At 67.1% G+C, this 25,564-nt stretch carries 22 protein-coding genes; 11 read left to right on the top strand and 11 right to left on the bottom strand.

Features of this window, described 5'->3' with window-relative positions:
- Position 1: 1 nt before the first annotated feature.
- The gene (locus BLS34_RS09045) at positions 2–913 is read right to left on the bottom strand and encodes an ABC transporter permease (RefSeq protein ID WP_093149747.1); all 912 of its coding nucleotides are present in this window, start codon (positions 911–913) and stop codon (positions 2–4) included.
- A gap of 29 nt (positions 914–942) precedes the next feature.
- Positions 943–2,031: an ABC transporter substrate-binding protein gene (locus tag BLS34_RS09040; RefSeq protein WP_038013044.1), complete on the bottom strand. Its 1,089-nt coding sequence runs from the start codon at positions 2,029–2,031 to the stop codon at positions 943–945.
- 201 nt (positions 2,032–2,232) lie between these two features.
- Here BLS34_RS09040 and BLS34_RS09035 point away from each other — a divergent pair, with 201 nt between their 5' ends.
- Both BLS34_RS09035 and BLS34_RS09030 read left to right on the top strand, forming a co-directional pair.
- Complete coding sequence (locus BLS34_RS09035; protein ID WP_093149744.1) at positions 2,233–4,377, top strand: response regulator; 2,145 nt, start codon at positions 2,233–2,235, stop codon at positions 4,375–4,377.
- A gap of 5 nt (positions 4,378–4,382) precedes the next feature.
- Positions 4,383–4,868, top strand: coding sequence for a response regulator (locus tag BLS34_RS09030; protein ID WP_028792819.1), 486 nt, complete (start codon positions 4,383–4,385; stop codon positions 4,866–4,868).
- 33 nt (positions 4,869–4,901) lie between these two features.
- Here the strand turns inward: BLS34_RS09030 and BLS34_RS09025 are convergent, their stop codons facing one another.
- Positions 4,902–5,303 carry a hypothetical protein gene (locus tag BLS34_RS09025; protein WP_093149742.1) on the bottom strand — a complete coding sequence of 134 codons (402 nt, stop codon included), beginning with the start codon at positions 5,301–5,303 and terminating at the stop codon, positions 4,902–4,904.
- Positions 5,304–5,422: 119 nt separating this feature from the next.
- Positions 5,423–6,793 (bottom strand): aspartate aminotransferase family protein, encoded by a 1,371-nt coding sequence (locus BLS34_RS09020; protein WP_051243620.1) that lies wholly within the window; start codon positions 6,791–6,793, stop codon positions 5,423–5,425.
- Positions 6,794–6,949: 156 nt separating this feature from the next.
- Between BLS34_RS09020 and BLS34_RS09015 the strand changes: the two genes are divergently transcribed.
- A complete protein-coding gene (locus BLS34_RS09015; protein ID WP_028792822.1) occupies positions 6,950–7,144 on the top strand; it encodes a hypothetical protein in 195 nt (64 codons plus the stop codon).
- A 66-nt stretch (positions 7,145–7,210) separates the two neighbouring features.
- On the opposite strand, the gene BLS34_RS09010 is transcribed toward BLS34_RS09015, so the two are convergent.
- From BLS34_RS09010 to BLS34_RS09000, 3 genes are all read right to left on the bottom strand, one after another.
- Positions 7,211–8,554 (bottom strand): glutamine synthetase family protein, encoded by a 1,344-nt coding sequence (locus BLS34_RS09010; protein WP_028792823.1) that lies wholly within the window; start codon positions 8,552–8,554, stop codon positions 7,211–7,213.
- A gap of 68 nt (positions 8,555–8,622) precedes the next feature.
- Entirely contained in the window at positions 8,623–9,780 is a 1,158-nt protein-coding gene (locus BLS34_RS25840) for a hypothetical protein (RefSeq protein ID WP_175474167.1), read from the bottom strand.
- A gap of 172 nt (positions 9,781–9,952) precedes the next feature.
- A complete protein-coding gene (locus BLS34_RS09000; protein WP_093149739.1) occupies positions 9,953–10,828 on the bottom strand; it encodes an MBL fold metallo-hydrolase in 876 nt (291 codons plus the stop codon).
- A gap of 149 nt (positions 10,829–10,977) precedes the next feature.
- Here BLS34_RS09000 and BLS34_RS08995 point away from each other — a divergent pair, with 149 nt between their 5' ends.
- Together BLS34_RS08995 and BLS34_RS08990 are read left to right on the top strand one after the other, a co-directional pair.
- Positions 10,978–12,345, top strand: a complete 1,368-nt coding sequence (locus BLS34_RS08995) for a glutamine synthetase family protein (protein ID WP_245701948.1) — start codon at positions 10,978–10,980, stop codon at positions 12,343–12,345.
- Positions 12,346–12,361: 16 nt separating this feature from the next.
- Positions 12,362–13,621, top strand: a complete 1,260-nt coding sequence (locus BLS34_RS08990) for an NAD(P)/FAD-dependent oxidoreductase (RefSeq protein ID WP_093149735.1) — start codon at positions 12,362–12,364, stop codon at positions 13,619–13,621.
- A 46-nt stretch (positions 13,622–13,667) separates the two neighbouring features.
- Here the strand turns inward: BLS34_RS08990 and ald are convergent, their stop codons facing one another.
- On the bottom strand, positions 13,668–14,786 hold the full coding sequence (ald, locus tag BLS34_RS08985) for an alanine dehydrogenase (RefSeq protein WP_028792828.1): 1,119 nt from the start codon (positions 14,784–14,786) through the stop codon (positions 13,668–13,670).
- Positions 14,787–14,971: 185 nt separating this feature from the next.
- Between ald and BLS34_RS08980 the strand changes: the two genes are divergently transcribed.
- Together BLS34_RS08980 and BLS34_RS08975 are read left to right on the top strand one after the other, a co-directional pair.
- Positions 14,972–15,919: a DMT family transporter gene (locus BLS34_RS08980; RefSeq protein ID WP_093149732.1), complete on the top strand. Its 948-nt coding sequence runs from the start codon at positions 14,972–14,974 to the stop codon at positions 15,917–15,919.
- Between the two features lie 45 nt (positions 15,920–15,964).
- The gene (locus tag BLS34_RS08975) at positions 15,965–16,156 is read left to right on the top strand and encodes a hypothetical protein (protein WP_028792830.1); all 192 of its coding nucleotides are present in this window, start codon (positions 15,965–15,967) and stop codon (positions 16,154–16,156) included.
- A gap of 77 nt (positions 16,157–16,233) precedes the next feature.
- On the opposite strand, the gene BLS34_RS08970 is transcribed toward BLS34_RS08975, so the two are convergent.
- On the bottom strand, positions 16,234–17,196 hold the full coding sequence (locus BLS34_RS08970; RefSeq protein WP_281241206.1) for an NAD(P)-dependent oxidoreductase: 963 nt from the start codon (positions 17,194–17,196) through the stop codon (positions 16,234–16,236).
- 70 nt (positions 17,197–17,266) lie between these two features.
- Positions 17,267–18,037 carry an SDR family oxidoreductase gene (locus BLS34_RS08965; protein WP_028792832.1) on the bottom strand — a complete coding sequence of 257 codons (771 nt, stop codon included), beginning with the start codon at positions 18,035–18,037 and terminating at the stop codon, positions 17,267–17,269.
- Between the two features lie 200 nt (positions 18,038–18,237).
- Here BLS34_RS08965 and BLS34_RS08960 point away from each other — a divergent pair, with 200 nt between their 5' ends.
- Positions 18,238–19,980 (top strand): hypothetical protein, encoded by a 1,743-nt coding sequence (locus tag BLS34_RS08960; RefSeq protein WP_093149727.1) that lies wholly within the window; start codon positions 18,238–18,240, stop codon positions 19,978–19,980.
- Positions 19,981–20,083: 103 nt separating this feature from the next.
- On the opposite strand, the gene BLS34_RS08955 is transcribed toward BLS34_RS08960, so the two are convergent.
- A complete protein-coding gene (locus tag BLS34_RS08955) occupies positions 20,084–20,749 on the bottom strand; it encodes a DUF7666 domain-containing protein (RefSeq protein WP_139189186.1) in 666 nt (221 codons plus the stop codon).
- Positions 20,750–20,939: 190 nt separating this feature from the next.
- Here BLS34_RS08955 and BLS34_RS08950 point away from each other — a divergent pair, with 190 nt between their 5' ends.
- Genes BLS34_RS08950 through BLS34_RS08940 form a run of 3 tightly spaced genes read left to right on the top strand, consistent with a single transcriptional unit; the run spans position 20,940 to position 25,560 of the window.
- Positions 20,940–21,359, top strand: a complete 420-nt coding sequence (locus tag BLS34_RS08950) for a response regulator (protein ID WP_028792835.1) — start codon at positions 20,940–20,942, stop codon at positions 21,357–21,359.
- On the top strand, positions 21,356–22,297 hold the full coding sequence (locus BLS34_RS08945) for a chemotaxis protein CheW (protein ID WP_028792836.1): 942 nt from the start codon (positions 21,356–21,358) through the stop codon (positions 22,295–22,297). The genes BLS34_RS08950 and BLS34_RS08945 overlap by 4 nt, the downstream gene beginning before the upstream one ends.
- Positions 22,294–25,560 (top strand): chemotaxis protein CheA, encoded by a 3,267-nt coding sequence (locus tag BLS34_RS08940; protein WP_093149723.1) that lies wholly within the window; start codon positions 22,294–22,296, stop codon positions 25,558–25,560. Before BLS34_RS08945 ends, BLS34_RS08940 begins: the two co-directional genes overlap by 4 nt.
- The last annotated feature ends 4 nt before the right edge of the window (positions 25,561–25,564 follow it).

The following is a 25,564-nucleotide window of genomic DNA, read 5'->3' as shown; positions in this document are numbered from 1 at the left end:
GTCAGATCCCTCCCCGGCCGCGCGACACCACCGCCCTCAGGGCCAGGGCGGCGAAGGTCAGGTACATCAGCAGGAACGACAGCGCCGCGCCGAACGGCCAGTCATTGGCACTCTTGAACTGGCGCTCGATCACGTTGGCGATCATCTGGCTGTCGGTGCCGCCCAGCAGGTCCGGGGTCAGGAACGAGCCCAGCGCCGGAATGAACACCAGGATCGCGCCGGAGACGATGCCCGGCATCGACAGCGGCACGACCACCGTCAGGAACGCCCGCCACTGGGAGGCGCCCAGGTCGAGCGCCGCCTCGATCAGCGACCGGTCGAGTTTCTCAAGGGCGGCGTAGAGCGGCAGCACCATGAAGGGCAGGTGGACATAGACCAGCCCGATGATCACGGCGGTGTTGTTGTACAGCAGCTCCAGCGGCTCGAACCGCTCGCCCAGGAGCTGGTACGACCCGAGCCCGAGCAGCGACAGCAGGGTGTTCGACTGGTCCCAGAACCATTCCAGGGTGAAGTTGGCGAAGCCCCGCACTCGCAGCACGGCGATCAGGGCGTAGGTGCGGATCAGCAGGTTGGTCCAGAACGGCAGGATCACCAGCAGCAGCAGAACCGGCCGCCAGCGCGGCGGGGCGAAGACGATCGCCAGCGCCACCGGAAAGCCGACGATGAGCGACACCACCATCGTCAATCCGGCGAACACCACCGACTTGCCGAAGACCCCTAGATAGAGCGGGTCGAGGGCGCGGGCATAGTTGTCGAGAGTGCCCGTCACCTCCATGTCGACCAGGCCGCGCAGCTCGGCGAAGCTGTACAGCCAGACGATCGCCAGAGGCACTAGGAAGAAGAGAACAAGCCAGACGGTCGGCCCGAGGCCGATCAGCCAGAATGCGGATCGGCCCCGCCGCCAGTTCTCCACCGCGTCCCCCGCGCCTGCCTACTGTCGACTCAGGCCGCGCCGATCTTGGTCCAGAGACGGTCGACGAGCTGGGTGTAGTCCGTCCCCTGGTAGATCGCGGTCTCCGAATTGCGGATGACCTCGTCGGTCGGGAAGATCGCCGGATTGTTCCTGTACTCGTCCGACATCAGCGCCTTGGCCGCCGCGTTCGGCGTGGCGTACTGGATGAAGTCGGCGATCGCCGCCCCCGCCTTGGCGTCGAGCAGGAAGTTGATGAAGGCGTGAGCGTTCTCCGGATGCGGCGCGCCGGTGGGGATGCACAGCGTGTCCTCCCACAGCAGCCCGCCTTCCTTCGGCACGACGTAGGAGATGTCGTCGTCCTCGGCCATCACCTGCAGGATGTCGCCGTTCCACTCCATGGTCAGGTCGACCTCGCCCGACAGCAGCAGGTCCTGCCCGTTATCCTCGGCGAAGACCTTGATGTTCGGCTTCTGCTTGATGAGCATGTCGGCGACCTTCTCGAGCACCGCCGGATCGCTCTCGTTCAGTGGGTAGCCGAGATACTTGCAGCCGACCTGAAGCACCGTGCTCGGCGCCGCCAGCAGAGCGATCTTGCCGGCGTATTTGTCGCTGTCGTACAGCACCTTCCAGCTATCCGGCACCGCGTCCACGCGGCTCTTGCGGTAGCCGATGCCGATCGAGCCCCACATGTAGGGCAGCGAATAGGTCCGGCCCGGATCGAAGGCCGGGTTCAGGAAGGCCGGATCGACGTTCTTGATGTTCGGGATCTTGGAATGGTCCAGCTTGACCAGCATGTCGGCAGAGATCATGCGCTCGACATAGTCGTTGGTCGGCACGATGACGTCGTAGCCCGGATTGCCGGCCTTCAGCTTGGCGAACAGCTCGTCATTGTCGGCGAACAGATCCATGTTCACCGACACGCCCGTCGCGTCGCTGAAATCGTCGAGCGTCGTCTCGCCGATATAGGTGTCCCAGTTGTAGAAGTTGAGGACCTTCTCCTCGGCGGCGAAGCCCTTGCCGGAGAATGTCAGACCGGCCGCCACCGCGCCGGTTCCCGCGAGAAACGAGCGGCGGGAGACGCCGGACGGGATCTGCCGGGTTAGGTTGCGCTTGGTCATCAAAGCCCCCTGTTTTGATATGGCACCTTGTGCGGTGCACAACATTAGATCAGATTCAACGGCGCCTGCCGGGGAGTGTCAATGGCGCTGAACGCCGAAGCTGGAGATTGCGTACCAGCGGAAAATCTCGATTTTCGGTTTCCTTTTTACCAATCGTCTGAATAGTGAGCGCCGAATTGGGGATGAGCCAGGGTCGTCTACATGGAACTTCTTCAGCCGCTGATTACCAATATCGGGCTGCTGGCCCTTGCGGCCCTGGTCTACTCCGCCACACGGGGACTGAGCGACGGCATCAATCCCCTCACCCGCTCGCTGATCCTCGGGATCGCCCTTGGCGCCGCCTCGGCCCTTGTGATGCTGTTCCCGATCGAATTCGCGCCGGGCATGATCTTCGACGCGCGCGCCAGCCCCATCCTTCTTTCCGGCATTCTGGGCGGCCCCGTGACCGCTTTGATCGCGGCGATCCCGCCCATGGCGCTGCGCGCCTGGATCGGCGGTGTCGGCGCCCCCACGGGGGTCATCGCCATGGTGGTCTATGCCCTGTGCAGCACGATCGCCTGGTATGTGATGCAGCGCCGGCGGTTCGACCGTCCAATGCTGGCGCTGCTGGCCTACGCGGTGGTGAGCACGCTGGTCTGTCTGCCGACCATGCTGCTGCTCCCCAGCCTGGATCTGGCGCTGACGATCATGACCACGTTCGGTCCGGTCCTGCTCTTCGCGAATGCCGCGGGCGTCGCCATCTTCGGCCTGCTGATCTCCGTCGAAAACCGCCGTCGCGAGATCGTCGCGTCGCTGAAGGAGAGCGAGACCGCCGCGCAGGAAGCCCTGCAAGTGCGCAACCGCTTCATCGCGATGATGAGCCATGAAGTGCGCACCCCGCTGAATGCCATTCTCGGCTTCGCCCAGCTCCTGCGCAGCGACGCATCCGTCCAGAGCCGAGCCGAACAGGTGGACCGGCTCAGTGTGGCCGCCAAGACCCTGCTGCGCATGATCGACGACATTCTCCACGCTTCCCAGATCCAGGGCGTAAAGGAGGAAGCGGTCGTCGCGCCATGCTCTCTGCCCAAGCTCATCGACGACGCCATGGGCGAGTTCCGGACCGAGGCCGCGCTGAAGGGTATCGATCTGAAGGTTGCCGGCGACGGCATTGCCAATTTGATCGTCACGGTCGACGGACCGCGCCTGCAGCGATGTCTGGTCAATATCCTGTCGAACTCGGTGAAGTTCACCGAGCAGGGACATGTGACGGTCGCGGCCGTGATCGACGCCGCCGCCCAGGGCGAGGTGCTGCGGCTCACGGTGACCGATACCGGCACCGGCATGGACGAGGATCGCCTCGCCGTGATCTTCGAGCCTTTCGAGCGGATCGGCACCACGTCCATATCGGGCAATGGCTTGGGCATGGCGATCGTCCATGCGGGCGTGGAGGTCATGGGCGGGACGGTGCACATCACATCCGCGCCGGGTGCCGGCACCACCGTGACGCTGGAGATCCCGACCACGACCCACGGCCCCGCGGAGAGCCCCGCCCTCCCGGTCGGGACGCCGAAGGACTACACGCTCAGAAAGACAGCGCCGCGGATCCTTGTTGTCGACGATATCGAGATCAACAGCGACGTCGCCTGCGCGCTTCTGGAGACGATCGGCTGCGAGACGGCCACGGCGGCCAACGGGGCCGACGCAATGGCGGCCGTCCGCGCCGGCGGCTTCGACGCCGTGCTCATGGATATCGAGATGCCGGTGATGGACGGCCTCGAGGCGACGCGGCGCCTGCGCGCTCCGGACACCCCCGAGCCCGCACGCTCGATTCCGATCATCGCGCTGACCGCCTATGTGTCGCGGGACGATATGAGCGCCTGCCTGGATGCCGGCATGAACGGCTATCTGGCCAAGCCGGTCGATAAGGAGGCGCTCTACGATGCCCTCGCCCGAGTGGGTGTCCTGCAGGTCCAGGCGGCACAGGATGCAACGCCGGCGGCGGACAACCGCCCGAGCGGCGAGCCGATCTTCAGCCAGGAACGCTTTGACTCCCTGACGAAGTTGATCCCCGGGGAAACCCTGGCGATGGTGCTGCAGCAGGCGGCGTCAGAAATCACCGTTCTGGGTGCGAAGGTGGGCGAGCCGTCCGCCGACCAGGAGGAAAAACGCCAGGCGCTGCACAAGCTGGTCTCGATCGCCGGCAATATCGGCCTGCTCCGCCTCAGCGGTTTGAGCCGGCGGTACCAGGAAACCATCCGCGCGGGGACGCCCTTCGTAGAGGAGAATGCCAGGGAGGTCGCGACGGTCATCGAACCGTCCTTGGCGAAGCTCGCCGAACTCCAGTCAAAGGGTCCGGAGTCAGTCTGATCCGCATGCCTATCGAACGACAGATCCTGCTTCTGGAAGACGACTTGATCCAGACGATGCTGTTCCGCGCGGCGGTCGACGGCGTTCTGGGAGCCGTGATGAACTTCACCGATGTGTCGGATGCCTTCACGATCATGCAGCGATCCCGGATCGACCTCTGCGTGGTCGATCTCGGGATCTTCACCCATCCGGGCGTGTTTCATGAGGAAGGCGGCAACCGGTTCATAACCCAGGTGCGAAGAGACGTGAGCAGGACCACACCGATCATCGTCGCCACCAGCGGCCGCAAGCCGGAGAGCCTGATCGCCAGCTTCCGCGCCGGTGCGGACGATTACGTCCTCAAGGACGAAGGCCTCAACAAGGTGATAGATCGGATCCGGATTTGGATCAGCGAACTGCCGATCCAGGAGCACCAGCTCGACGCAAAGCGCGCGCGAATCCTCAAGTTCCTGGAGAATGCCCAGAAGAACAAGCTCGACCTGCCGGAATGACCCGCGAGAGTCACCGGCCGACCGCGCCCGACCTCACACCGCCAGGTTGACGAAGGATCCGCGCCCGGTGGTATCGCCGGTGACCGCCGCGATCTGTGCCGCAACGATTGCCTGCGACGCCTCGTCCTCGACCGCCCCGCCATCGGACGTGCCGCCCACCGCTTGCTCGGGCTCCGGCTCGGAGCGGGCACGGACCTCGTCGGCGAACTGGCGTCTAGCCTCGGTGCGAATCTCTTCCCGCCGGGCCTCGGACAGGGCCTTGCGGACCTCGTGAAGCTCCTCCGTCGCCCGACCGGCGACATCGACCAGCGCAACGCCGGAGCGCAACCCACTGCCGAGCGCAATCGATCCGCGCGCGCCGAAGGGAAGCCCCTCGGCCCTTTGCGGTGTCGCCGCCCCGACCGGGGTCAACGACGCAAATGTAGATTGGATCATGATTAACGTACTCCCTCTCCCACCCTTAGGATGATGGTTAAGGAAACGTTAATCAAGCCAGTTTTAACTGCATTCTATTCAACTTTTCGTCGCTAGAATTCAGATACCGGCGCCGGAAATCAGATATCGGCGTACGTTCTGTCCAGACAGAGCTTCAGCGTCGACACCAGCCGGTCGATCTCGGGTCGGGTGATCACCAGCGGCGGCGAACAGACCATGGCGTCGCGCACCGCCCGCATCACCAGATTGTTGGCGAAACAGTGATCGCGGCAGATGGTGCCGACCCGGCCGATCGGGTCGAAGAAGACCGGCCCGTCCTTGTCCTTCACCAGTTCCAGGGCGCCGATCATGCCGACGCCGCGCACCTCGCCGACCAGCGGATGATCGGCCAGCGACCGCAAACCGTCCTGAAGATACGGTCCGGTGTCGCTGCGGGCGCGCTCGACAAGGCCCTCCGCCTCGATGATCCGCAGGTTCTCCAGCGCTACCGCACAGGCCACCGGGTGCCCCGAATAGGTGAAGCCGTGATAGAACTCGCCGCCCTCCTCGATCAGGGTCTTGGCCACCCGCTCGCCGACCATGACGGCCGAGATCGGCGCGTAGCCGGAGGACAGGCCCTTGGCCAGGGTCATCATGTCGGGCTGCAGGTCGAAGGTCTGGCTGGCGAACCAGTTGCCGGTGCGCCCGAAGCCGGTGATGACCTCGTCGACGATGAACAGGATGTCGTGGTTGCGGCAGATCCGCTGGATTTCCGGGAAATAGCTCGCCGGCGGGATGATCACGCCGCCCGCCCCCTGGATCGGCTCGGCGATGAACGCGGCGATGGTGTCGGCCCCCAGCTCCTGGATGCGGTCCTCCAGCGCCTGGGCGGCGGCGATGCCGAACTCCTCCTCGGTCATGTTGCCGCCGTCGCGCACGAAATAGGGCGGGCGGATGTGGGAGAACCCGGGAAGCGGCATGTCGACCTGGGCATGCATCGCGGTCATGCCGCCCAGGCTGGTCGCGATCATGGTCGAGCCGTGATAGGCGAATTCCCGGCTGATGAGGGTCTTCTTGTTCGGCTTGCCGCGGAGCTGCCAGAAATGCCGGACCATGCGCACGATCGTGTCGTTCGCCTCGGAGCCGGAATTGGCGAAGAAGGCATAGTTCAGCCCGTCGGGCGTCAGCTCCGCCAGCTTGGCCGCCAGCTCGGTCGCCGGCACGTTCGTGGTCTTGAAGAAGGTGTTGTAATACGGCAGCGCCATCATTTGCCGCGACGCCGCCTCGGCCAACTCCTTGCGGCCGTAGCCGACATTCACGCACCACAGGCCGGCCATCCCGTCCAGGATCTCGTTGCCCTTGGAGTCCCAGAGCAGGCTGCCTTCGGCCTTCACGATCACCCGGGTCCCCTCGGCGTTCAGCGCCTTGGTGTCGGTGAACGGGTGCCAGTGGTGGGCGGCGTCGAGGCTGCGGATGCGATCGGTGTCAATAGCAGGGGCGGCGGTGCTCATCTTGTGCGGTCCGGCATGGAGAACGATCCCACGACTATACCGGCGCGCGGCGGAAAACGGCAGCATTCTGAAAAGAAAATGAGGCGCTTAACGGTTTGTTCACGTTCCCCCGTCATGGTGCGTTCCGGGCATGACGTGGGGCGCAGGGGATCAGCGATGACGTATGAGGACGGGCAGGAGCAGATGGACACGACCAACGCGCGGGCGATCGAGGCCCTGCGGGCCGCGGCTCTGGATTCCGGCCGGACTCAGATGTACGGCGAGGCGCTCGCCATGGTCCGCGAGGTTGCGGCGGAAACCGCCCGCATGGTCGCCGAGATCGAAGCCGAGCAGATCCGCGACGCCGCCTGATCCGGAAGATATTCCTGGGGCACGATCGGTTTAGAATGAACCGGTCGTGCCCTTTTCTTTTTCTGCCTACACGTTCAGCAGCAGATATTGCCGCTCCCAGGCGCTGATGACCTGGAGATAAGCCTTCGATTCCTGCTCCTTGACCTGGGTCAGCACGTTGATGAAGCGCTGGCCGAGGATGTCGCGCAGGGGCTTCGAGCGGTTCAGGCGCAACAGCGCGTCCTCGAGATGCCGCGGCAGGTTGGCCGCCAGATTATAGGCGCTGCCCTCCACAGGCTTGGACGGGTCCAACTGCTCCACCAGGCCCAGATAGCCGCAGGCGAGCGACGCGGCGAAGGCCAGATACGGATTGGCGTCGGCCCCCGGCACCCGGTTCTCCACCCGCCGGCTTTCCGGCCGCGATACGGGCACCCGGAACCCGGTGGTGCGGTTGTCGACCCCCCAATGCACGTTCACCGGCGCGTCGGAATCCGGCACCAGACGGCGATACGAGTTCACATACGGCGCGAACAGCGCCATCGAGGGCGGCACGTATTTCTGCAGGCCGCCGATGAAGTTCAGGAAGAAGTCCGAGTTCTTCCCGTCCTTGCCGGCGAACAGGTTCTCGCCCGTCTCGCTGTCCACCACCGAGATGTGCATGTGCATGGAGCTGCCGGGCTCGTACTGCATCGGCTTGGCCATGAAGGTCGCGTAGATCTTATGGTCCAGGGCCGCCTGGCGCACCGTGCGCTTGAACAGGAAGGTCTGGTCGGCGAGCGACATCGCCTCGCCGTGGTTGAAGTTGATCTCCATCTGCGCCGCGCCGCTCTCATGGATCAGCGTATCGACGTCGATCTCCTGCGCCTCGCAATAGTCGTAGATATCCTCGAACAGCGGGTCGAACTCGTTCACCGCGTCGATGCCGTAGGCCTGGCGCGCGGTCTCCGGCCGCCCAGAGCGGCCGACCGGCGGCTCCAGCGGGTAGTCGGGATCCTCGTTCACCTTGACCAGGAAGAATTCCAGCTCCGGCGCGACGATCGGCGTCCAGCCCTTCTCGGCATACAGGTCCAGTACCCGGCGCAGGACGTGGCGGGCGGCGATATCCACCGGGGTGCCGTCGAAGTAGAACGCGTCATGGATCACCTGGGCGGTCGGCTCCGCGTACCAGGGCACCATGCGGATGGTCTCGGCGACCGGGCGCAGGAACACGTCGCTGGCCCGCGGGTCGAGGTCGATCTCGTCGATATACTCGCCGGTCACCGTCTGGCCGAAGATCGATTCCGGCAGGCGCAGACCCTGATCCCGGGTGGCGCGCAGGAACTTCTGGGCCGGCAGGATCTTGCCGCGGGCGATGCCGGAGAGGTCGGAGACGAGACACTCCACCTCCGTGATCCGACGCTCGCGGATCCAGGCTTCGAGATCGACTGTCATGGGGAGCCTCGCGGATTGGACTTCCCAGTGAATACAACACTGTCCGACCGGCGGCAACGCCGGCCCGTCTACCCTTTGCCGGGCCGGTCGATGCGGCAGAGCACGCGCCAGACCACCGGCAGCAGCGCCGTCGCCACCGCGAAGATCACGAATTCGGCCTCCAGCCCTGCCCCGATCGCCCAGCCATGCAGCGGCGGGCCGGAGGCGGCACCGAGCAGCAGCGTGCCGGCGATCCAGCGGCCGGTGACCTTCGCCCCGGTCGCGGCGATGCTGCCCTGCATCTGCGCCGACAGGGAGTTGAACGCGATCTGGAACAGGATCAGGAAGCCGAACAGGTACTGGATCTCCGCCGCCTTCGACATGCCGAAGCCGCCGACCGCGACCAGCACGCCGAGCACCGACATCCGGAACACCGAGGAGCCCGGCCGGGCGATCCGCGAGGCGGAGACCAGCCAGAGACCGGAGCCGACCTTGCAGGCCGCGAAGGCCCAGGCGGCCGAGGACAGATCCATCCCCCGCTCGACCGCCGAGAACAGGACATAGGCGACCAGTCCGGTCTGGCCGACGAACAGCACATAGGCGGCGACCAGCCCGGCCGCCATCTTCGCGGTGAAGCCGCCGGCGGCGGCGGCGTCGGTTGTGTGCTCGACCGGCGGAATCGGGGCGTAGAGGAGGTTGCCGACGGCCAGGACGGCGGCGATGGAGATGCCGAACCAGACGAGATAGGTGTCGTAGGATCCGGCCGCGCCGCTGATCTGGATCAGCCCGGTACTGGCGCCGGCGAGGACCAGGACCACGCCGAGCCGCAGGGTAAAGGCGAGCGACGGTGTGGCGAAATGGGCGGCGGAAACGGTTCCCAGAAACAGCAGCGTGCCGCAGCACAGGCCGACGGCGAACCAGCCGCCGAGAAGCGCGAAGAACCCGTCCGAGCCCGACAGGACGAGCCCCGCCAGCAGGGCCAGGGAGATCGCGCCGGCCCACAGACGCGATATGGCGGTTACCTTCAGCAGCGGAAGGCCGATGGAGGACGCCAACTGGCCGATCAGCATGGCCGAGGCGATCAGACCCGCCGTCTCCGGCGAGGCCGAGGTACCGGCGACCACCGCGGTGATGGTCACCGGCAGCAGGTGGGTGGGCAGCGACCCCGCGGCAGAAATCAGGCTGGCGCCGACCAGATGGCGCGGGCGTCCGGCCGGAACGGTGCCGTCAACGGCTGCGGAGGTCATATCCGGCTCCCTCCGCAACGGGGCAGACCCATGGGACCGTCAGACCGGCCAAGACTTCTGAAAACCCTCATGGCGCGCCCTCCCCCGCACTCCGCTAGCGCCATGATGGTAGCTCCCTCCCCACCGTGGAAATGCGAGTTTCCTCACAAACGGCCGTCGGGAGAGCGGGTTTTCAGGCGCCCCGAAATGAGAAGTCGAAGGCGTCGCCGTGGCGCACGAAATGGCCGATCGAGGGCGAGCGGAAATGCGCGGAACAGATCAGCGTGTCGGTCTCGCAATACTTGTCCATGGTGGCCACCCGCGTGGCCTTGGCCTGCTCGCGGTCGAAGTCCGGAGCCGCCACGAGATCGGGATGACGGCATTGCAGCGGCGAATGGATCATGTCGCCGATCAGCAGCGCGTCGGCCCCGTTGGAGGTCAGATGGACCGCGAAATGGTCCGGCGAATGCCCGGGCGTCGGCTCCAGGTGCAGAAAGTCGTCGAAGGCATGGTCGCTGGTCACCTCGACCACGCGCCCGGCTTCCACCACCGGCAGGACGCTGTCGACGATATGCGGCAGCGGGGTCTCGGCGTTGCGCGCGGTCCAGTGCGCCAGCTCCTTGGCCGAGAACACGTACTTCGCGTTCGGGAAGGTCGGAACCCAGCGGCCGTCGAGAAGCCGGGTGTTCCAGCCTACGTGATCGGGGTGCAGGTGGGTGCACATGACGTAGTCGATATCCTCCACGCTCAGCCCGGCTTTGGCCAACGCGTCGACATACGTCGTGTCGGTCTTCTGGTGCCAGTTCGGCCGGGTCGGCCGGTCCTTGTGATTGCCGACGCAGGTATCGACCAGAATAGTGTGCTTGCCGGTGCGGATCACGTAGGACTGCATCGGGAAGATGAACAGACCGGTGGCCGGATCCAGGCTCACCGGCTCAAGCCACGACCGGTTGGCCTCCAGGATCTCGGGCGTCAGGGTCGGCAGGAAGGTGAAGGGATCGAAGCCCGGCAGTTCCTGTTCGAGGATCCGGTCGACCCGAAGGTCGCCGACGGCGAAGCTGAGCGTCATGGGGTCCTCCCGCATCGGTTGGTCAGCGGCAGTGTCGGCCGGGCGGAGCGGATGGCGCAAGATCGCATTCCACAGGACCTTCGCGCCATGGTATGAGCGGTAAACCTTTTGAGTGTCTAATAATCATGTCCTCTTCCCGACCGACCTCCGTGCCTTCGCCCAAGATCGCGACCGAATTCCTCGAGGCCCATCCCGAAGTGGCCACAATCGACGTCCTGCTGCCCGACCTGTCCGGGGTTGTGCGCGGCAAGCGCATCGGCCGCGATCAGCTCGAGGGCACGTTCAAAGAGGGCGCGGCCTTCCCTGCTTCGGTTTTCGGCACCGACGTTACCGGCGACAGCGTGGATTCCAGCGGCCTGGTCTGGGAGCTCGGCGACGCCGACTATCCGTGCTGGCCGGTGGCGGGGTCGCTGGTTCAGGTCCCCTGGACCGCGCGCCCCTCGGCCCAGGTCATGCTCACCATGGCGGAGCCGGACGGCACGCCGTTCTACGCCGATCCGCGCGTCGTGCTGCAGCGGGTCGCCCAGCGTTATGCCGACAAGGGCTGGCGGCCGGTCGTGGCTCTGGAGCTGGAATTCTACCTGATCGACAAGACCCGCGAGGCGCACCTGCCGCCGAGCCCGGCGATCAGCCCGGTGACCGGCTCGCGCCAGTCCACCACCCAGGTCTACGGGCTGGACGAACTCGACGATTTCGAGGCGGTGCTGGACGACGTGGCCAATGCCTGCCAGCTCCAGGGCATTCCGGCGATGGCGGCCTCGGCCGAATACGCGCCGGGCCAGTTCGAGATCAACCTGACCCATGTGGACGACCCGGTGCAGGCGGCCGACCACGCCGTGATGCTGAAGCGGGTGGTCAAGGGTGTGGCCCGCGCCCACGGCATGAACGCGACCTTCATGGCCAAGCCGTTCGGCGACGAGACCGGCAACGGCCTGCACATGCATGTCAGCGTGCTGGACAAGGACGGCAACAACATCTTCGCCAGCGAGGACGATCCGGAACACGGCTCTCCCCTGCTGCGGCACGCGGTCGGCGGGCTGTGCCAGACGATGAACGACTGCATGGCCCTGTTCGCGCCGACCGCCAACGCCTACCGCCGGATCCGGCCGAACGCCTATGTGCCGCTGTCGGCCTGCTGGGGCTACAACAACCGGACCTGCGCCTTCCGGGTGCCCGCCTCCTCGCCCGACGGGGTGCGGATCGAGCATCGGGTGGCCGGGGCCGACGCCAACCCCTACCTCGCCGGCGCCGCCATCCTGGCCGCCATCCTGCACGGCATAGAGACCGAGGCCGAAGCGCCGCCGCCGGTCGATGGCAACGCCTACGAATCCCAGGAGCCGTCGGTGCCCAAGACCTGGGCGGAATCGCTCGAACTGTTCGAGAAGAGCGACTTCATCGCCGAGTGGCTGGGCGAGGGCTTCCAGCGGGTCTTCCACGCGGTGAAGGAGAGTGAGCGCCGGGATTTCGAATCCGAGGTCACGCCGCTGGAATGGGCCTGGTACCTGAAGACCGTGTGATGCTGGCTATGTGGCGATGACCGAGCCCCTCACCTGGTATCACGCGACCGCCACAGCCCCGGAACGGCCGCGTCTGATCGGTGACAGGACCTGCGATGTCTGCGTCATCGGCGGCGGTCTCGCCGGTGTCTCCACAGCCCTGCACTGCACCGAGCGCGGCCTCGATACGATGCTGCTGGAGGCCGAGACCATCGGCTATGGCGCGTCGGGCCGCAACGGCGGACAGGTGCTCCAGAGCCTCAGCGCCGATGTCTCGGTGGTCGAGCGCCAGGTCGGCAAGGACGGGGCCCGCACCTTCTTCAACATGGCGCGCGAAGCGGTCGACGACATGAAGGACCGGGTCGCTCGCCACGCGCCCGACGCGGATCTGCGCTTCGGCTACCTGCACGCCACCCTTAACGAGCGGCAGTTGGAGGAGATGCGCGGGGTCTGCGAGGCGTGGCACGCCTGGGGTTATACCGGTCCGAAGATCATCCAGGGCTCCGACGTTCGGGAATGGATCGGTAGCGACCGCTACACGGGTGCGATGGTCGACCCGGAGAGCGGGCAGATCCATCCGCTGCGCTACCTGTACGGCCTCGCCCGCGCGGCGGAGACGGCCGGGGCCACGCTGTTCGAGCACAGCCTCGTGCGCGATGTCGAAGGAACGGTGGTCCGCACGGCCGGCGGTGCCGTCACCGCCAAGCATGTCGTCTATTGCGGGAATGCCTATCTCGGGCCGCTGCAGCCCAAGCTGCGCTCCAAGATCATGCCGGTCGCCTCCTTCATCGCCGTGACCGAGCCGCTGAGCGAGGATCTGGCGGCCAAGCTCTTCCCGCAGGACGTGGCGGTGGCCGACTGCAACGTGGCGCTCGACTACTTCCGCCTGACCGACGATCGCCGTCTGCTGTTCGGCGCCGGGGCTAGCTATTCCGCGATCACCCCACCGGGGTTGGAGCGCTGGATGCGGGGCAAGATCGGCCGCGTGTTTCCCGACCTGTCCGATGTGCGGATCGACCATCTGTGGGGCGGGTTGATCGGCATCACCCTCAACCGGGTCCCCGATATCGGGCGGACGGCTCCAGACGTATTCCATGCCCAGGGCTTTTCCGGACAAGGCGTGGTGCTCACTGGCCTCGCCGGCAAGATCATCGCCGAGGCGATCACCGGCGACGACAGCCGTCTTAAGCTGTTCGAGAAGATCCGTCACCTGCCCTTCCCCGGCGGCCCGCTGAAGACGCCGGCCCTGGTGGCCGGGATGACATGGGCGAAGCTGCGGGATTGGATCGGGGTCTAACAGATCGCGGCCCTTCGACACGCCGCCGGATCAAGCCCGGGAGCTGCTACAGCCGCAGTGCCTCTTCGGCCGGGGTGAACGGCAGGCCGTGGGCGTCGGCGACCGCCTTGTAGGTCACGCGGCCCTCGTGGACGTTCAGCCCCTCCTTCAGATACGCGTTGTCGTACAGCGCCTGGCGCCAGCCCTTGTCGGCAAGCGACAGGGTGAACGGCAGGGTCGCGTTGTTCAGCGCGAAGGTGGAGGTGCGCGCCACGCCGCCGGGCATGTTGGCGACGCAGTAATGCACCACCTCGTCGACGATATAGGTCGGCTCCGCATGGGTGGTCGGCTTCGAGGTCTCGAAACAGCCGCCCTGGTCGATCGCCACATCGACGAGGACCGAGCCGCGCTTCATCCGCGAGACCATGTCGCGGGAGATCAGCTTCGGCGCGGCCGCACCCGGCACCAGCACCGCGCCGATCACCAGATCGGCCTGCATCACATACTCTTCCACCGCGTCGCGGGTCGAAAAGATGGTGTTCAGGGTGGCGCCGAACTGCATGTCGAGTTCGTAGAGCCGATGCAGCGACATGTCGAAGATCGTGACCTTGGCCTCAAGCCCCATGGCCATGCGCGCCGCGTTGGTGCCGACCACGCCGCCGCCGAGGATGACCACGTTGGCGGCCGCCACGCCCGGCACCCCGCCGAGCAGCATGCCGTTGCCGCCCTGCGCCTTCTCCAGGCAATGGGCGCCGGCCTGGATCGACATCCGGCCTGCCACCTCGCTCATCGGCGCCAGCAGCGGCAGGCGGCCATGGGCATCGGTCACCGTCTCGTAGGCGATGGCGATGCAACCGCTGTCGATCAGCCCCTTGGTCTGCTCCAGATCCGGGGCAAGGTGAAGATAAGTGAACAGGATCTGACCCGGGCGCAGCCGGGCGATCTCCACCGGCTGGGGTTCCTTGACCTTCACGATCATGTCGGCGGTGGCGAACACCTCCTCCGGCGTCGACAGGATGGTGGCGCCGGCCGCCTCGTAACGGTCGTCGTCCAGGCCGATGCCGTAACCGGCATGGGTCTCGACGACCACCTCGTGACCATGGGCGACGAGTTCGCGGACGCTGGAAGGCACGAGGCCCACCCGGTATTCGTGATTCTTGATTTCTTTCGGAACGCCGATGCGCATGGGTGCCTCCTGAACTGGCGAGACAGCGACGGTATGCCTCTACCGCCGGCGCTTCAATGTCGGCGTCCCTGTGTGTGCGTGCGGCCGCTGGCCGCGCCGGCGCCCGATCCTGACGGCAAGAACCGGGAAGCCTTGCGGCCGGTGCCGACCTAGGGTGCGCTCCGCCTGACCTTCGGAGACCCCGTATGCCCCCCGCCGATACCCGCATGACCAGCCTCGACTGGCTGCTGCTGATCGCCCTGTCCCTGCTCTGGGGCTGCTCGTTCCTGTTCGGCCGGGTCGCCGTGGCGGAGGTGCCGCCGCTCACCCTGGTCCTCGCCCGTGTCGGGGTCGCCTCCATCGCGCTGCATCTTGTTTTGCGCGTCATCGGCATCCGCTTCGCGCCGGAGGCCGGGCGCTGGCGCGACTACGCGGTGATGGGTCTGCTGAACAATCTGGTGCCGTTCGGTCTGATCTTCTTCGGCCAGCTCGAGATCGGCGCCGGTCTCGCCGCCGTGATCAACGGCATGACCCCGTTCTGGTCGGCGTTGATCGCTCGAGCGTCGGGCGTGGAGCGGCTGGCGCTGCGCAAGACGGTCGGCGTGATCCTGGGTTTCGCCGGACTGGCCGTCACCGTCGGTCCTGCCGCGCTGGACGGGTTGGACGCGCCGCTGATCGCCCAGATCGCCGTGGTCGGGGCGACGATCTCCTACGGAGCGGCCAGCGTCTTCGGTCGGCGCTTCGCCGGCCAGGCGCCGCTGGTGACGGCCACCGGCCAGCTTTCGGCAAGCACGCTGCTGGTCCTGCCCCTGGCCCTGATCGTCGACGCGCCGTGGCTGCTGCCGACCCCGAGCCCGGCGGCGCTGGGCGCGGTACTGGGCATCGCCCTGATCAGCACGGCCCTAGCCTATATCCTGTACTTCCGTGTGCTCGCCAGCGCCGGGGCGACCAATGTCGCCCTGGTCACCCTGCTCATCCCGGTCAGCGCCATCGCCCTGGGGGCGGTGGTGCTGGGCGAGACCGTTGAGGCGCGGCAGATCGGCGGCATGGCGATGATCGCCCTCGGCCTTGCGGTCATCGACGGACGGCTGCTCGCATTCTGCCGGACAGGCAGGCGGTCCGGGGTTGATGACCGGCCGATCATGCCCAGGTGAAAGGGACTGGCAACAGCGACCACCAACCAAAAGAAGGAGGACGCCATGGCCCAGTTACATGACCGCTACAAGGCCGCACCGTTTGGAGATGCGGACACGTGGCGCATCAGCGACACCCGGACCGGCGCGCTCATATCCGTCGTGAAGGGGTCGGAGAACCTCAAACGGCGTCTCGCCCAGTTGAACGGCGAAGATACGGTTCGCCAGGGCGCGGTCGCCCAGCCTGAGCGGGTCTGACGGCCGCCAGACTGTCCCTCTGCCCGGGAGCCTGACTGGGGCTCCCGGGTTCTTCGGTTGACATAGCCGCGGCGGCGTCAACGCTTGCCGTCGAGAATCGCCTGCACGCCCTCGCGGCTCTCCTCGATATGCACGCCGGCCCGCTCGGTCTGAAGCTGCAGCACCGCGCGGGAATCCAACGCGTCCCAGCCGCGGTTGCGGGCCTCGGTCATCTCCTCCAGCACCAGATTGATCAGCCGCATCGGCACCGCGTTGTCCCGGCCCATCTGACAGGCCAGGGACACGTCCTTATGCGCCAGCTTCAAGGCGAAGGACGGCGGGTCGTAGGTGTTCAGCAGGAACTGCTCGCCCAGACTGTCGAAGGTCCGCTGACGGCCCCGCGCACCCTGACGGATCGCGCTCCACAGGGCCAGCGGCTCGACGCCGGCCTTCACCCCGGCGGTGAAGGCCTCCACCAGGGCCACCTGGACCGCATAGCCGACGCTGTTATGCACCAGCTTCGCCGTCGACCCCGCACCGACCTCGCCGATATAGGCCACCTGGTCGCCCAGCGCGTCGAGCACCCGGCGGTGGGCGTCGAACGTCGCCTTCTCGCCGCCGACCCAGATCGCCAGCTTGCCGGAGGCCGCCCCCTTGGGCCCGCCGCTGACCGGGGCGTCGAGGAAGCTGATCCCCTTCTCCGCCAGGGCGGCGTGCACCTTGCGCACCGATGTCGGCGCATTGGTCGACAGGTCGAAGACCACGCCGCCTGGCTTCATGCCCGCCGCGATCCCCGTCTCCGGATCGAGCGCCACCGCCTCCACCTCGGGCGGGCCCGGCAGCGAGGTCAGGATCACATCCGCCGCCTCGGCCACCGCCTTGGGCGTGTCGGCCCATTCGGCGCCGGCCGCCAGTTGGCTCTCCGCCGCCTCGCGCCGCATGTCGCAGACCACCACCTTGAACTGCGCCTTGATCAGGTTGGTGGCGAAATGTCCGCCCATCAGGCCGAGACCGATAAATCCGACTTTCATCTCTGTTTCCTCGCTCCCTCGGGATTCGATTTTTTATTGGCCGACGGGGAGCGTAGAGCAGCGCGGAGCCGGGCGGGAGCCGCGGAGTGCGCTCATTGCCTCACTGGATGAAACGGTGCATGCCGCCATCGACGGGAATGACGCAGCCGGTGATGTAGTCGGCCAGCGGCGAGCACAGGAAGGCGACCAGATTGCCGAACTCCTCCGGCTCGCCGAACCGGCCGGCCGGGATGTTGGCGTCGATGAAGGCCTTGCGGCTTTCCTCGGTCGGGTGCAGCCGGTTCATGATCTGCTCGCTCACGATCCGCCCCGGCGGCAGGCAGTTCACGGTGATGCCCTCCGGTGCGAGGTCGCGCGACATGCCCTTGGCCCAGGCATGGGTCGCGGCACAACCGGCGAGCCCGGCATTGGTGGTGGTCGGCTCCAGAATGCCGGTGACGTGGATGATCCGTCCCCAGCCATGGGCCCGCAGCTCGGGCAGGAACGCGGTGGTCAGGCGCCGGCCCATGGTGAACTTGAGCATCATCGCCTCGTCCCAGGCGCTGTCCGGCGCGTCCACCGGCACGGTGCGCGAGGAGCCGGCGTTGTTGATCAGAATGTCCAGGCGCCCATGCGCCTTCAGCACCGCCGCGCGCACCGCCGCCGGCCCGTCATCCGCCATGAGGTCGGCCTCGATCACGGTCGGCGCCGGCGCACCAGATGCGGCGCCGACAGCGGCGAGTTCGGCCGCGAGGTCCTCCAGCCGGTCCCGCCGCCGGGCGGTCAGGGCCAGGGTCGCCCCTTCCGCCGCCAACACCCGCGCGATACCGGCACCGATACCGGCACTCGCTCCGGTGACGAGGGCAACCTTGCCCGCCAGCTTGAGATCCATGCTCCGTCCTCCCTCGCCCCCGAACGGATCGAGGGTACTATTGAATGCAAAATTTTCTCCGGGTGCGGGCAATTCCTGTCATCTCATGCAGGCATATGCAATTCATGACATGATTTAAGGCTAAGATTTGTTTACTATCCGTCTTCGGGAGTTGGGGGAGCAAGAATCGCTCCGCCGAAACATCAGATGCGAGCATAGAAATGTTCGGCGGAACAACCTTCGAGATCCTCGCACTACGCGAGGGCCGTTGGATAATTGAGGCCACGGCCAAGCACCAGGAGGTGGCTCAGGCGGAGGCGGCTAAGATACTGAGCCGCGCCGGAATCCTGGGTGTCCGGGTCATCAAGGAAGCCAAGGGCTCGATCGACCGGCTTAAGCCGGAAGACATCCTGTTTGAAAAGATGAAGCCGAAGACCGAGGAAAAGGTCTTCATTCAGGACGTGGACGACGCCCCGCTCTGCCACGCGCCGAGCGACCTGTTCGTCGGCGAGGCCCGGGCGACCATCAACCGGCTGTTCCGCAATTACCTCGACAAGAACAACCTCACCGCCACTGAGGTGATGCACGCACCCCGCGAGTTGAAGCGTCTGCTCGACGAGGGCACGCTGCTGTTCTCGGCGGTCGGCAAGGTCTCCACCTTCCAGGTCCGCAAGATGGAGGACGCGACCGTCAACCAGCGGCGGGACGTGTTGTTCGATTTCATCAGCAAGATCCAGGCCCGGGCAAACAACGCCGCCGAGCAGCGCCTGCCGCGCATCCGGGTGGACGGGTTCAACGAGGTGCTGGACGGCATCATCGCCAACGCCCCGAAGGAGCATGTCTCCTACCTGATCCGATACGTCATGTCGGTGGAACTGATCGAGAACCGCAGCTTCCTCGGCAAGTTCGGCCAGCTCATGGAATGGGGCTGGAAGGCGCAGACGCCCCAGGCGATGGAGGCCATCGACATATTCGTGTCAGACACGCTCTATAATACGGACGTGCTGCGCGACATGATCGGCAATCCGCGCGAGCTCGGCACCGCGCTGGTCACCCTGCTCTGCGTCGCCGAAGGGCGTCCGCTGGTCGAGGAGGAGGAGGACGAGGAGCCGGTCGAGCTGACGCCGGAGCATCAGGACTTCTCGAACAGCACCTTCATCCGCCTGATCGCCGCCGGCAAGCTGCCGGAGAGCAAGCAGGTGCTCGTCGACCGGGTGCGCCGCCAGCTCGAGGGTCTCAGCCCGCTGACCCGCGGCGACCGCGAGGAGGAGCGCGAGGTGTTCGTCGGCCTGTTGGACAAGCTGATCCCCGATATCGACATCATCGGCGGCCCCTCCATGGCCCAGGCCATGACCACGCGCCAGTCGACCATCATCAACAAGGGCGGCAACAAGGGCATGCGCGAGGCGGCGGAGACCATGCTGCCGGCGCTGGGCGACCCGGGACGGGCGACCGGCTATCTGCTGGCGATGATGGACAGCGAGATCGGCCAGACCGTGCTGCGCAACGACCTGGAGACCCTGCTCGACAAGCTGCTGGTCCATTCCCAGACCATCAACCATCTGATCCGCGACAAGCTGCCGCCGAACAAGAAGATGGCGAAGGTCACCTCGATCTATCACCACATCCAGAAATCCAACCTGCCGGAGCAGCGCAAGGCGGCGCTGACCGACCGGCTGGACGAGCTGCTGGTGTCCTACATTACCGAGGGCAAGATCCTCGACAAGCTCGACAATCCGGAAAAGCCGCTGCATGTGCGCGCCTTCATGCTGGTCAGCATGGTGCAGCCGGAGATGCTGCCGAAGGGCAAGGCGTCGAACCTGGCGCGCAACATCATCGTGGGGCACCTGCGCCGGCCGAATTTCGAGGACGAACTGGTCGCCGGCATCCCCGATCCGAGCGAGAAGGCCAAGACCCTGCGGAAGTTCCACGAGCAGCTGCACCGCTGCGGGTTCTTCGGGTGAGGGTCGGCTGAGGCGGTCGTCGCCAAACTCCCGTCATCCTGAATAGCGCTGGCGCGCTATTCAGGATGACGGGGGTGGTGCGTGATACCCCGGTGCGCGTGGCTTACGTGAACTCCGCCTCGATCTCGTCGGCGAAGTCGCCCCATTCGTCCTCGTCGGTCACCTGGGTCGGGGCCGTCGCACGCGCTTCCTCGATCATCGCCTCCAGCAGCCGGTCGAACTCGTCCCAGGCCTCCGCCCGGCGGGTCGCCTTGGACGCGGCCCAGGCGGCGGCGAGGCCGGTGGATCGGGCCGCATGGGTCCGGGCCGCCGCCGCGCGCGCCGCCTCGCCGGCCGCCGCCGCCTGCGGCTCGTCCGAGAGAACCGCCTCGCGCGACGCCTGCCGCGCGGCGCCGCGGGCGGCCACCCGCAGGTTGTCGTTGCCGGTCTCCAGGAAACGGCGGACCTCGTCGGGCATGTCCCAGAACCCGGCCACGTCGAGCGCCACCTTGCGGGCGAAGGCGCGCAGCACCTCATCGCCGTCGAGGCGCCACACGATGGTCCGCGCGCCGCAGACGAACTTGTCCGACTGCCGCTCGCCGACCTCGTCGCACTCGACCCGGCAGATGGTGTTGCCCGGCGCGAATTTCAGCGCGTCTAGCACCCGTTCCGACGCATGCAGCCCGCCCTCGCACAGGCTGACCGGCCCGTCATGGGTCAGCCGCTCGCCGTCGGCCGGCACCGGACGGCCGTCCTTCAGGGTCTCGTCGACAAAATGCCAAGCCAACACGCGGGCCCCCGTCGTGGTCTCCAGTGACTGTTCCCGCGATGGTACAATGGCCCACGCCCTCCGCAGAAGCCGATTCCGCAGGGCGAGTCCGAAACCGGACCACAAACGGGTAGGCAAACCATCGCCGATATGGAACGATTGAGCACTTAGATTTCAAGGCCTTGGTTGAACTCGGGAAGACGGCCGGCGGATGCCCAAAGTACTGATCGTCGATGACTCGAAGCTTGTTCGGCTCACGATCAAGAACATCCTGGCGCGTGCCGAGGGGTTCGAGGTCGTCGGCGAGGCGGAGAACGGCCGCGAGGGCGTGGACATGGCCCGCGAGCTGTCGCCGGACGTGGTCACCCTGGATATCGAGATGCCCGTCATGGACGGGATCGAGTGCCTGCGGCGGCTGAAGATCCTGTCGCCGGCCAAGGTCATCGTGCTGTCCTCCCTCACCCATCCGGCCTCGCCGAAAGCGGTGGAGGCCCGGCTGGTCGGCGCCGACGCGGTGATCGGCAAGCCGTCCGGCTCGGTCAGCAAGGACGTGGACGCGTCCGGCGGCGGCCTGCTGGTCGACACCATCAACCGGCTGCTGACCCCCGTCCCAGCGGGAGCGGCGCCATGAACGCGGTGGTGGGCGGCGGCAAGCCGGGCGGCAGCCAAGAACGCATCCCGGTCCTGCTCTTCATGTCCGACGGCCGTCGCTTCGGCATCCCGCTGGCCCGGGTGCGCGAGGTCGTCGAGATCGAGCGGATGGAGCCGATCGAAGGCGACTCCGAGGATTACATCGGCGTCATGGTTCTGCGCGACGAGCCGATTCCCCTGGTGGTGATGCGGCTGCATCCGCGCGAGGAGGAACTCGACCTCGCCATGTGCATCGTCCTGCAGCGCGGCAGCGCGGTGATCGGGCTGGCGGTCGAGCGCATCCTGGGCATCCGCGATTTCGGCCCGGCCAAGCCGATGCACGGGCTGGTCGCCGGCAACGAGGTGCAGCACGCCTTCCTCGACGAGAAGGGCGAGCTGGTGCAGGCGGTCGATGCGGATCGCTGGTTCAACGCCCAGAGCGCCCTGCCCCTGCTCGCCGACCAGCGCGCCGTCGCCGAGCGCGCCGATCCGGACGAGATCCGGGTCCGCCAGCGGCCGAAATACATGGCGATCACGGTCGGCGGCCAGCTCTTCGCCATCGACAGCAGCATCGTGGAGCGGGCCATCGACGATATCGACACCGCCCCTCTGCCCCGGCGGCCGGGCGTGAAGATCGACTCCGTCATCGAGGTCAGCGGCAACATCCTGCCGGTGCTGCGCCTGACCGAGGACGGGTTCGAGAACCAGTCGATCCACATCATCGTCAGCCATTTCGACCAGAAATGGGCGATCGCCACCGAGGGCGTGCTCGGCATCGTCGACGACGAGAGCCCGCCCGGCCCGGCCGACGAGGAAGGACAGGCCCGGGTGATCACCCATAAGGGCACCTTCCACGAGGTGGTCGACCTGACCGGACTGATCGCCTCCCATGTGCCGGAGTTCCACCGGGGCGGCGACCGCAGCGTGGCCCTCACATGAGCGGGTTCGACGACAATTCGGAGATGTGGGAGCTGTTCGAGCAGGAGAGCGAGGACTACCTCGCCCAGCTCGAGGCCAACCTGTCCGGCTCGACCGCCGATCTGGAGAACCCGGACATCATGGGCGCGCTGTTCCGCGCCATCCATTCTCTGAAGGGGGTGTCGGCGTCGCTCGGCCTGACCGGGATGGAGACGGTCGCCCACGCGGCCGAAGACCTGCTCGACATGTTCCGCAACGGCGAGGCCCGGCCGAACGAGGCGTCGCGCGAGCTGCTGCTGCAGTCGGCCGACGCCCTGGTCGATCTGCGCGAGGCCTGCCTGGAGAGCCGCAGCGACGTCGCCGGGGATGCCGGCCTGATCGCCGCGCTGAAACAGGCCAAGGCGCAACTGAAGAGCGGGGGCGAGGTGACCGCCGCGGCCCAGCCGGATCCGGCCGTCGCCGAAGCCCCGCCCGCCTACGACCCGCCGGAGCCCGAACCGGAACCGGAGGAAGAGACCGCCGCCGCTACGCAGAGCCGCATGGCGATCCAGGTCTCGCAGAAGCCGGCGAACGACGACGAGGCGGAGTTCCAGCCCGGCACCGTGCAGCCGTTCAACGCGGTGGTCACCGCCGAGCTCGGCCAGTTGGCCGAGGCGCTGGAAAACCCGGCGATGGACTCCCTGGACAGCCAGGCCATCGTGTCTTCCATGCTGGCGATCCGCGAGGCGGCGAACGATGTCGGGTATCTCGGCATCGCCGGCGTGCTGGGCGACATCCTCGGCGTTCTGGAGGGCGACCAGTCGGGCGACCGCACCGCCCTGATCCGCGCCCTGTGCATCTTCATCCACCGTCTGCGGGTGCTGTCGGAACTGGCGGATGCCGGCATCGCCATGGACGACGTGGACGATTCCATGGCGCCGCACATCTCGCGCGAGGCCCGCGCGGTGGTCGACAGGCTGTCGATCCGCGGAGGCGCGTCTGCCGACTGGGAACTGGTCGGTATCCTCGCCCGCGCGCTCGGCGTGTTCCGGATCTCGGCCCTGGCCCGCCTGGCCAGCGAACTGACACTGATGGAGGCCTGGACCGAGCGTTCCGGCGCCCTGGAGGTGGCCGACGAGATCCGCCGCGAGAGCGAGGTGATCGGCATCGAGGGACTGACCGTCTCCTCCCTCGACATGCCGCGCGAGACCTATGACCGGCTGCGCGACGAGCTGGCCCTGCTGCTCACCGGCGCGGGTGCCGCCGTCGCCGAGCTGCGCAAGGTGTTGGGCGACGACCTGTTCGACAGCATGTCCCCCGCCGCCCGCAACGAGGCGGTGGAGTTCCTGGAGCAGCCGGGCGCCCGTCTCGTGCAGGTCCAGGTCATGGTCCCGGACGGCGCCCCGGCCAGCGGCGAGATTCTCGGTCTGCTCTATCGCCAGCAGGTGATCTCCAACCGCGTGCTGGTCGATATCGACCCGGACCTCTACCAGTTCCTGATCGGCGTGACCGGCGACGACGCGCCGGTGGAAGCCTCGGTGCGCACCCTCGACACCAGCGGCGACGTGCTGCGCGCCTGGACGGTGCTGGTGATCGGCGACAAGGCGGCCACCGCCTCCGCGCCGGCGGCTCCTGCGGCACCGCCGCCCGCCGCCGAAGCGCCGACACCGCCGGCCGCCGAGACCGACGGCCATGTGCTGTTCGTCGACGACAGCTCCTGGGACTCGGCCCTGCAGTCCGGCTGGTCGCCGGAGCAGCAGGAGGGTTTCGCAGCGCCGTTCGGCGACAGCCCGGCCTCCCCGCCACAGCCGGCCCCGAAGCCCGCCCCGGCGCAGCCCCACGCCGCGACCCCGCCACAATCCGATCCGCCGCCATCCGCTTCGTCTCGGGCCCCCGACACCGCCCCCGCAGCGCCACCGGCGAGACCCGCCGAAAGACCCGCCGAACCGCCGGCCACTGCCGCCGATGGCAGCGTCCCGGCCGAACGCGGCGAGGCTTCACCGTCCCGCAGCACGGGCGCCGGCGTTCCCGGCAGTGCCGGGGGCAGCTCCCTGCGGGTCTCCTCCGCGCTGATCGACAGCTACCTCGACACGGTGGCCGAGTTGCGGCTCAGCCTGTCCCGGCTGGACCAGGGCGCGTCGGAGGCCGGGTTCGGCGCCACGGCGGCCGAGCTGCGTTCGCTGGCGGGCCAGATCGACGACCGCAAGGCCGAGCGGCTCTACGCCGCCGCCGCCCGGATCGACGATGCCGGCAAGGTCTTCGCCAACCAGATCGCCCGGGCCGAAGTCACCCTGCGCATGCTGCATTCGGTCACCCTCGACCTGCGGGTGGTGCCGATCAGCATCGTGTTCGGCCGCATGCCGCGCCTGGTGCGCGACCTCGCCCGTTCGCTCGGCAAGCAGGTGACGCTGGAGATCGACGACGGCGACATCCAGATCGACAAGTCCATGGTCGATGCCCTGATGGAGCCCATGGTCCACATGATCCGCAACGCCATGGATCATGGGATCGAGGGCCCGCAGGAGCGGCTGGACGCCGGCAAGCCGGAGAAGGCGACGCTCACCCTGCGGGCCACTCAGCACGGCAATGTCGCCCAGATCATGATCGCCGAGGACGGGCGCGGCCTGAACACCAACCGCATCCGCAACAAGGCGCTGGAAAAAGGCCTGATCACCGAGCAGGACGCCGCCCGGATGACCGAGCGGGAGATCCACCGGCAGATTTTTGCTCCAGGCTTCTCCACGGCCGCAGCGGTGACCGAGACCTCGGGTCGGGGTGTGGGCATGGACGTGGTGCTGACCACCCTGCGGCGGCTCGGCGGCGCCATCGACATCGACAGCGAGGACGGCGAAGGCACCCGCTTCTATCTCAGCTTCCCGGTCTCCGCCGCCCTGCAGCGCATCGTCGTGGTCAGCGACGGCACCCGCGACCTCGGCCTGCCGGAACGCGCCATCATCGAGGTCATCGAGGTCGACCGGAAGCAGATCCAGACCGTGGGCGAGCGCGCCGGCATCCAGCACCGCGACGGCTTCCTCACCGTGCGGGCGATCGAGACCATGCTGGGCTGGGAAACGCCGGAGGTGGCGGTCGACCAGCAGGCCTTCCCGGTCGTCATCATCGGCACGCCCCAGCGCCGCATCGGCGTGGCGGTGCACCGGGTGAAGCGGCGCCAGGAAGTGTTCATGAAGGAGCTGCACCCGGCCCTGAACTCGGTCGACGTGCTGGCCGGGGCGACGGTGATGGGCGAAGGCCAGCCGCTGCTGGTGCTCGACCCGGAGACGCTGATCGCCATCGCCGGGGGGTAGGAGG

Source organism: Thalassobaculum litoreum DSM 18839 (assembly GCF_900102465.1).
Lineage (GTDB): Bacteria > Pseudomonadota > Alphaproteobacteria > Thalassobaculales > Thalassobaculaceae > Thalassobaculum > Thalassobaculum litoreum.
Note: the sequence above shows the minus strand (reverse complement) of the source record. Positions and strands in the feature narration are given on the sequence as shown.

Bases quoted from the DNA above. Each gene is read 5' to 3' on its own strand.
- BLS34_RS09040 (WP_038013044.1), bottom strand. From the start codon at position 2,031: ATGACCAAGCGCAACCTAACCCGGCAGATCCCGTCCGGCGTCTCCCGC.
- BLS34_RS09035 (WP_093149744.1), top strand. From the start codon at position 2,233: ATGGAACTTCTTCAGCCGCTGATTACCAATATCGGGCTGCTGGCCCTT.
- BLS34_RS09030 (WP_028792819.1), top strand. From the start codon at position 4,383: ATGCCTATCGAACGACAGATCCTGCTTCTGGAAGACGACTTGATCCAG.
- BLS34_RS09025 (WP_093149742.1), bottom strand. From the start codon at position 5,303: ATGATCCAATCTACATTTGCGTCGTTGACCCCGGTCGGGGCGGCGACA.
- BLS34_RS09020 (WP_051243620.1), bottom strand. From the start codon at position 6,793: ATGAGCACCGCCGCCCCTGCTATTGACACCGATCGCATCCGCAGCCTC.
- BLS34_RS09015 (WP_028792822.1), top strand. From the start codon at position 6,950: ATGACGTATGAGGACGGGCAGGAGCAGATGGACACGACCAACGCGCGG.
- BLS34_RS09010 (WP_028792823.1), bottom strand. From the start codon at position 8,554: ATGACAGTCGATCTCGAAGCCTGGATCCGCGAGCGTCGGATCACGGAG.
- BLS34_RS25840 (WP_175474167.1), bottom strand. From the start codon at position 9,780: ATGACCTCCGCAGCCGTTGACGGCACCGTTCCGGCCGGACGCCCGCGC.
- BLS34_RS09000 (WP_093149739.1), bottom strand. From the start codon at position 10,828: ATGACGCTCAGCTTCGCCGTCGGCGACCTTCGGGTCGACCGGATCCTC.
- BLS34_RS08990 (WP_093149735.1), top strand. From the start codon at position 12,362: ATGACCGAGCCCCTCACCTGGTATCACGCGACCGCCACAGCCCCGGAA.
- ald (WP_028792828.1), bottom strand. From the start codon at position 14,786: ATGCGCATCGGCGTTCCGAAAGAAATCAAGAATCACGAATACCGGGTG.
- BLS34_RS08980 (WP_093149732.1), top strand. From the start codon at position 14,972: ATGCCCCCCGCCGATACCCGCATGACCAGCCTCGACTGGCTGCTGCTG.
- BLS34_RS08975 (WP_028792830.1), top strand. From the start codon at position 15,965: ATGGCCCAGTTACATGACCGCTACAAGGCCGCACCGTTTGGAGATGCG.
- BLS34_RS08965 (WP_028792832.1), bottom strand. From the start codon at position 18,037: ATGGATCTCAAGCTGGCGGGCAAGGTTGCCCTCGTCACCGGAGCGAGT.
- BLS34_RS08960 (WP_093149727.1), top strand. From the start codon at position 18,238: ATGTTCGGCGGAACAACCTTCGAGATCCTCGCACTACGCGAGGGCCGT.
- BLS34_RS08950 (WP_028792835.1), top strand. From the start codon at position 20,940: ATGCCCAAAGTACTGATCGTCGATGACTCGAAGCTTGTTCGGCTCACG.
- BLS34_RS08945 (WP_028792836.1), top strand. From the start codon at position 21,356: ATGAACGCGGTGGTGGGCGGCGGCAAGCCGGGCGGCAGCCAAGAACGC.
- BLS34_RS08940 (WP_093149723.1), top strand. From the start codon at position 22,294: ATGAGCGGGTTCGACGACAATTCGGAGATGTGGGAGCTGTTCGAGCAG.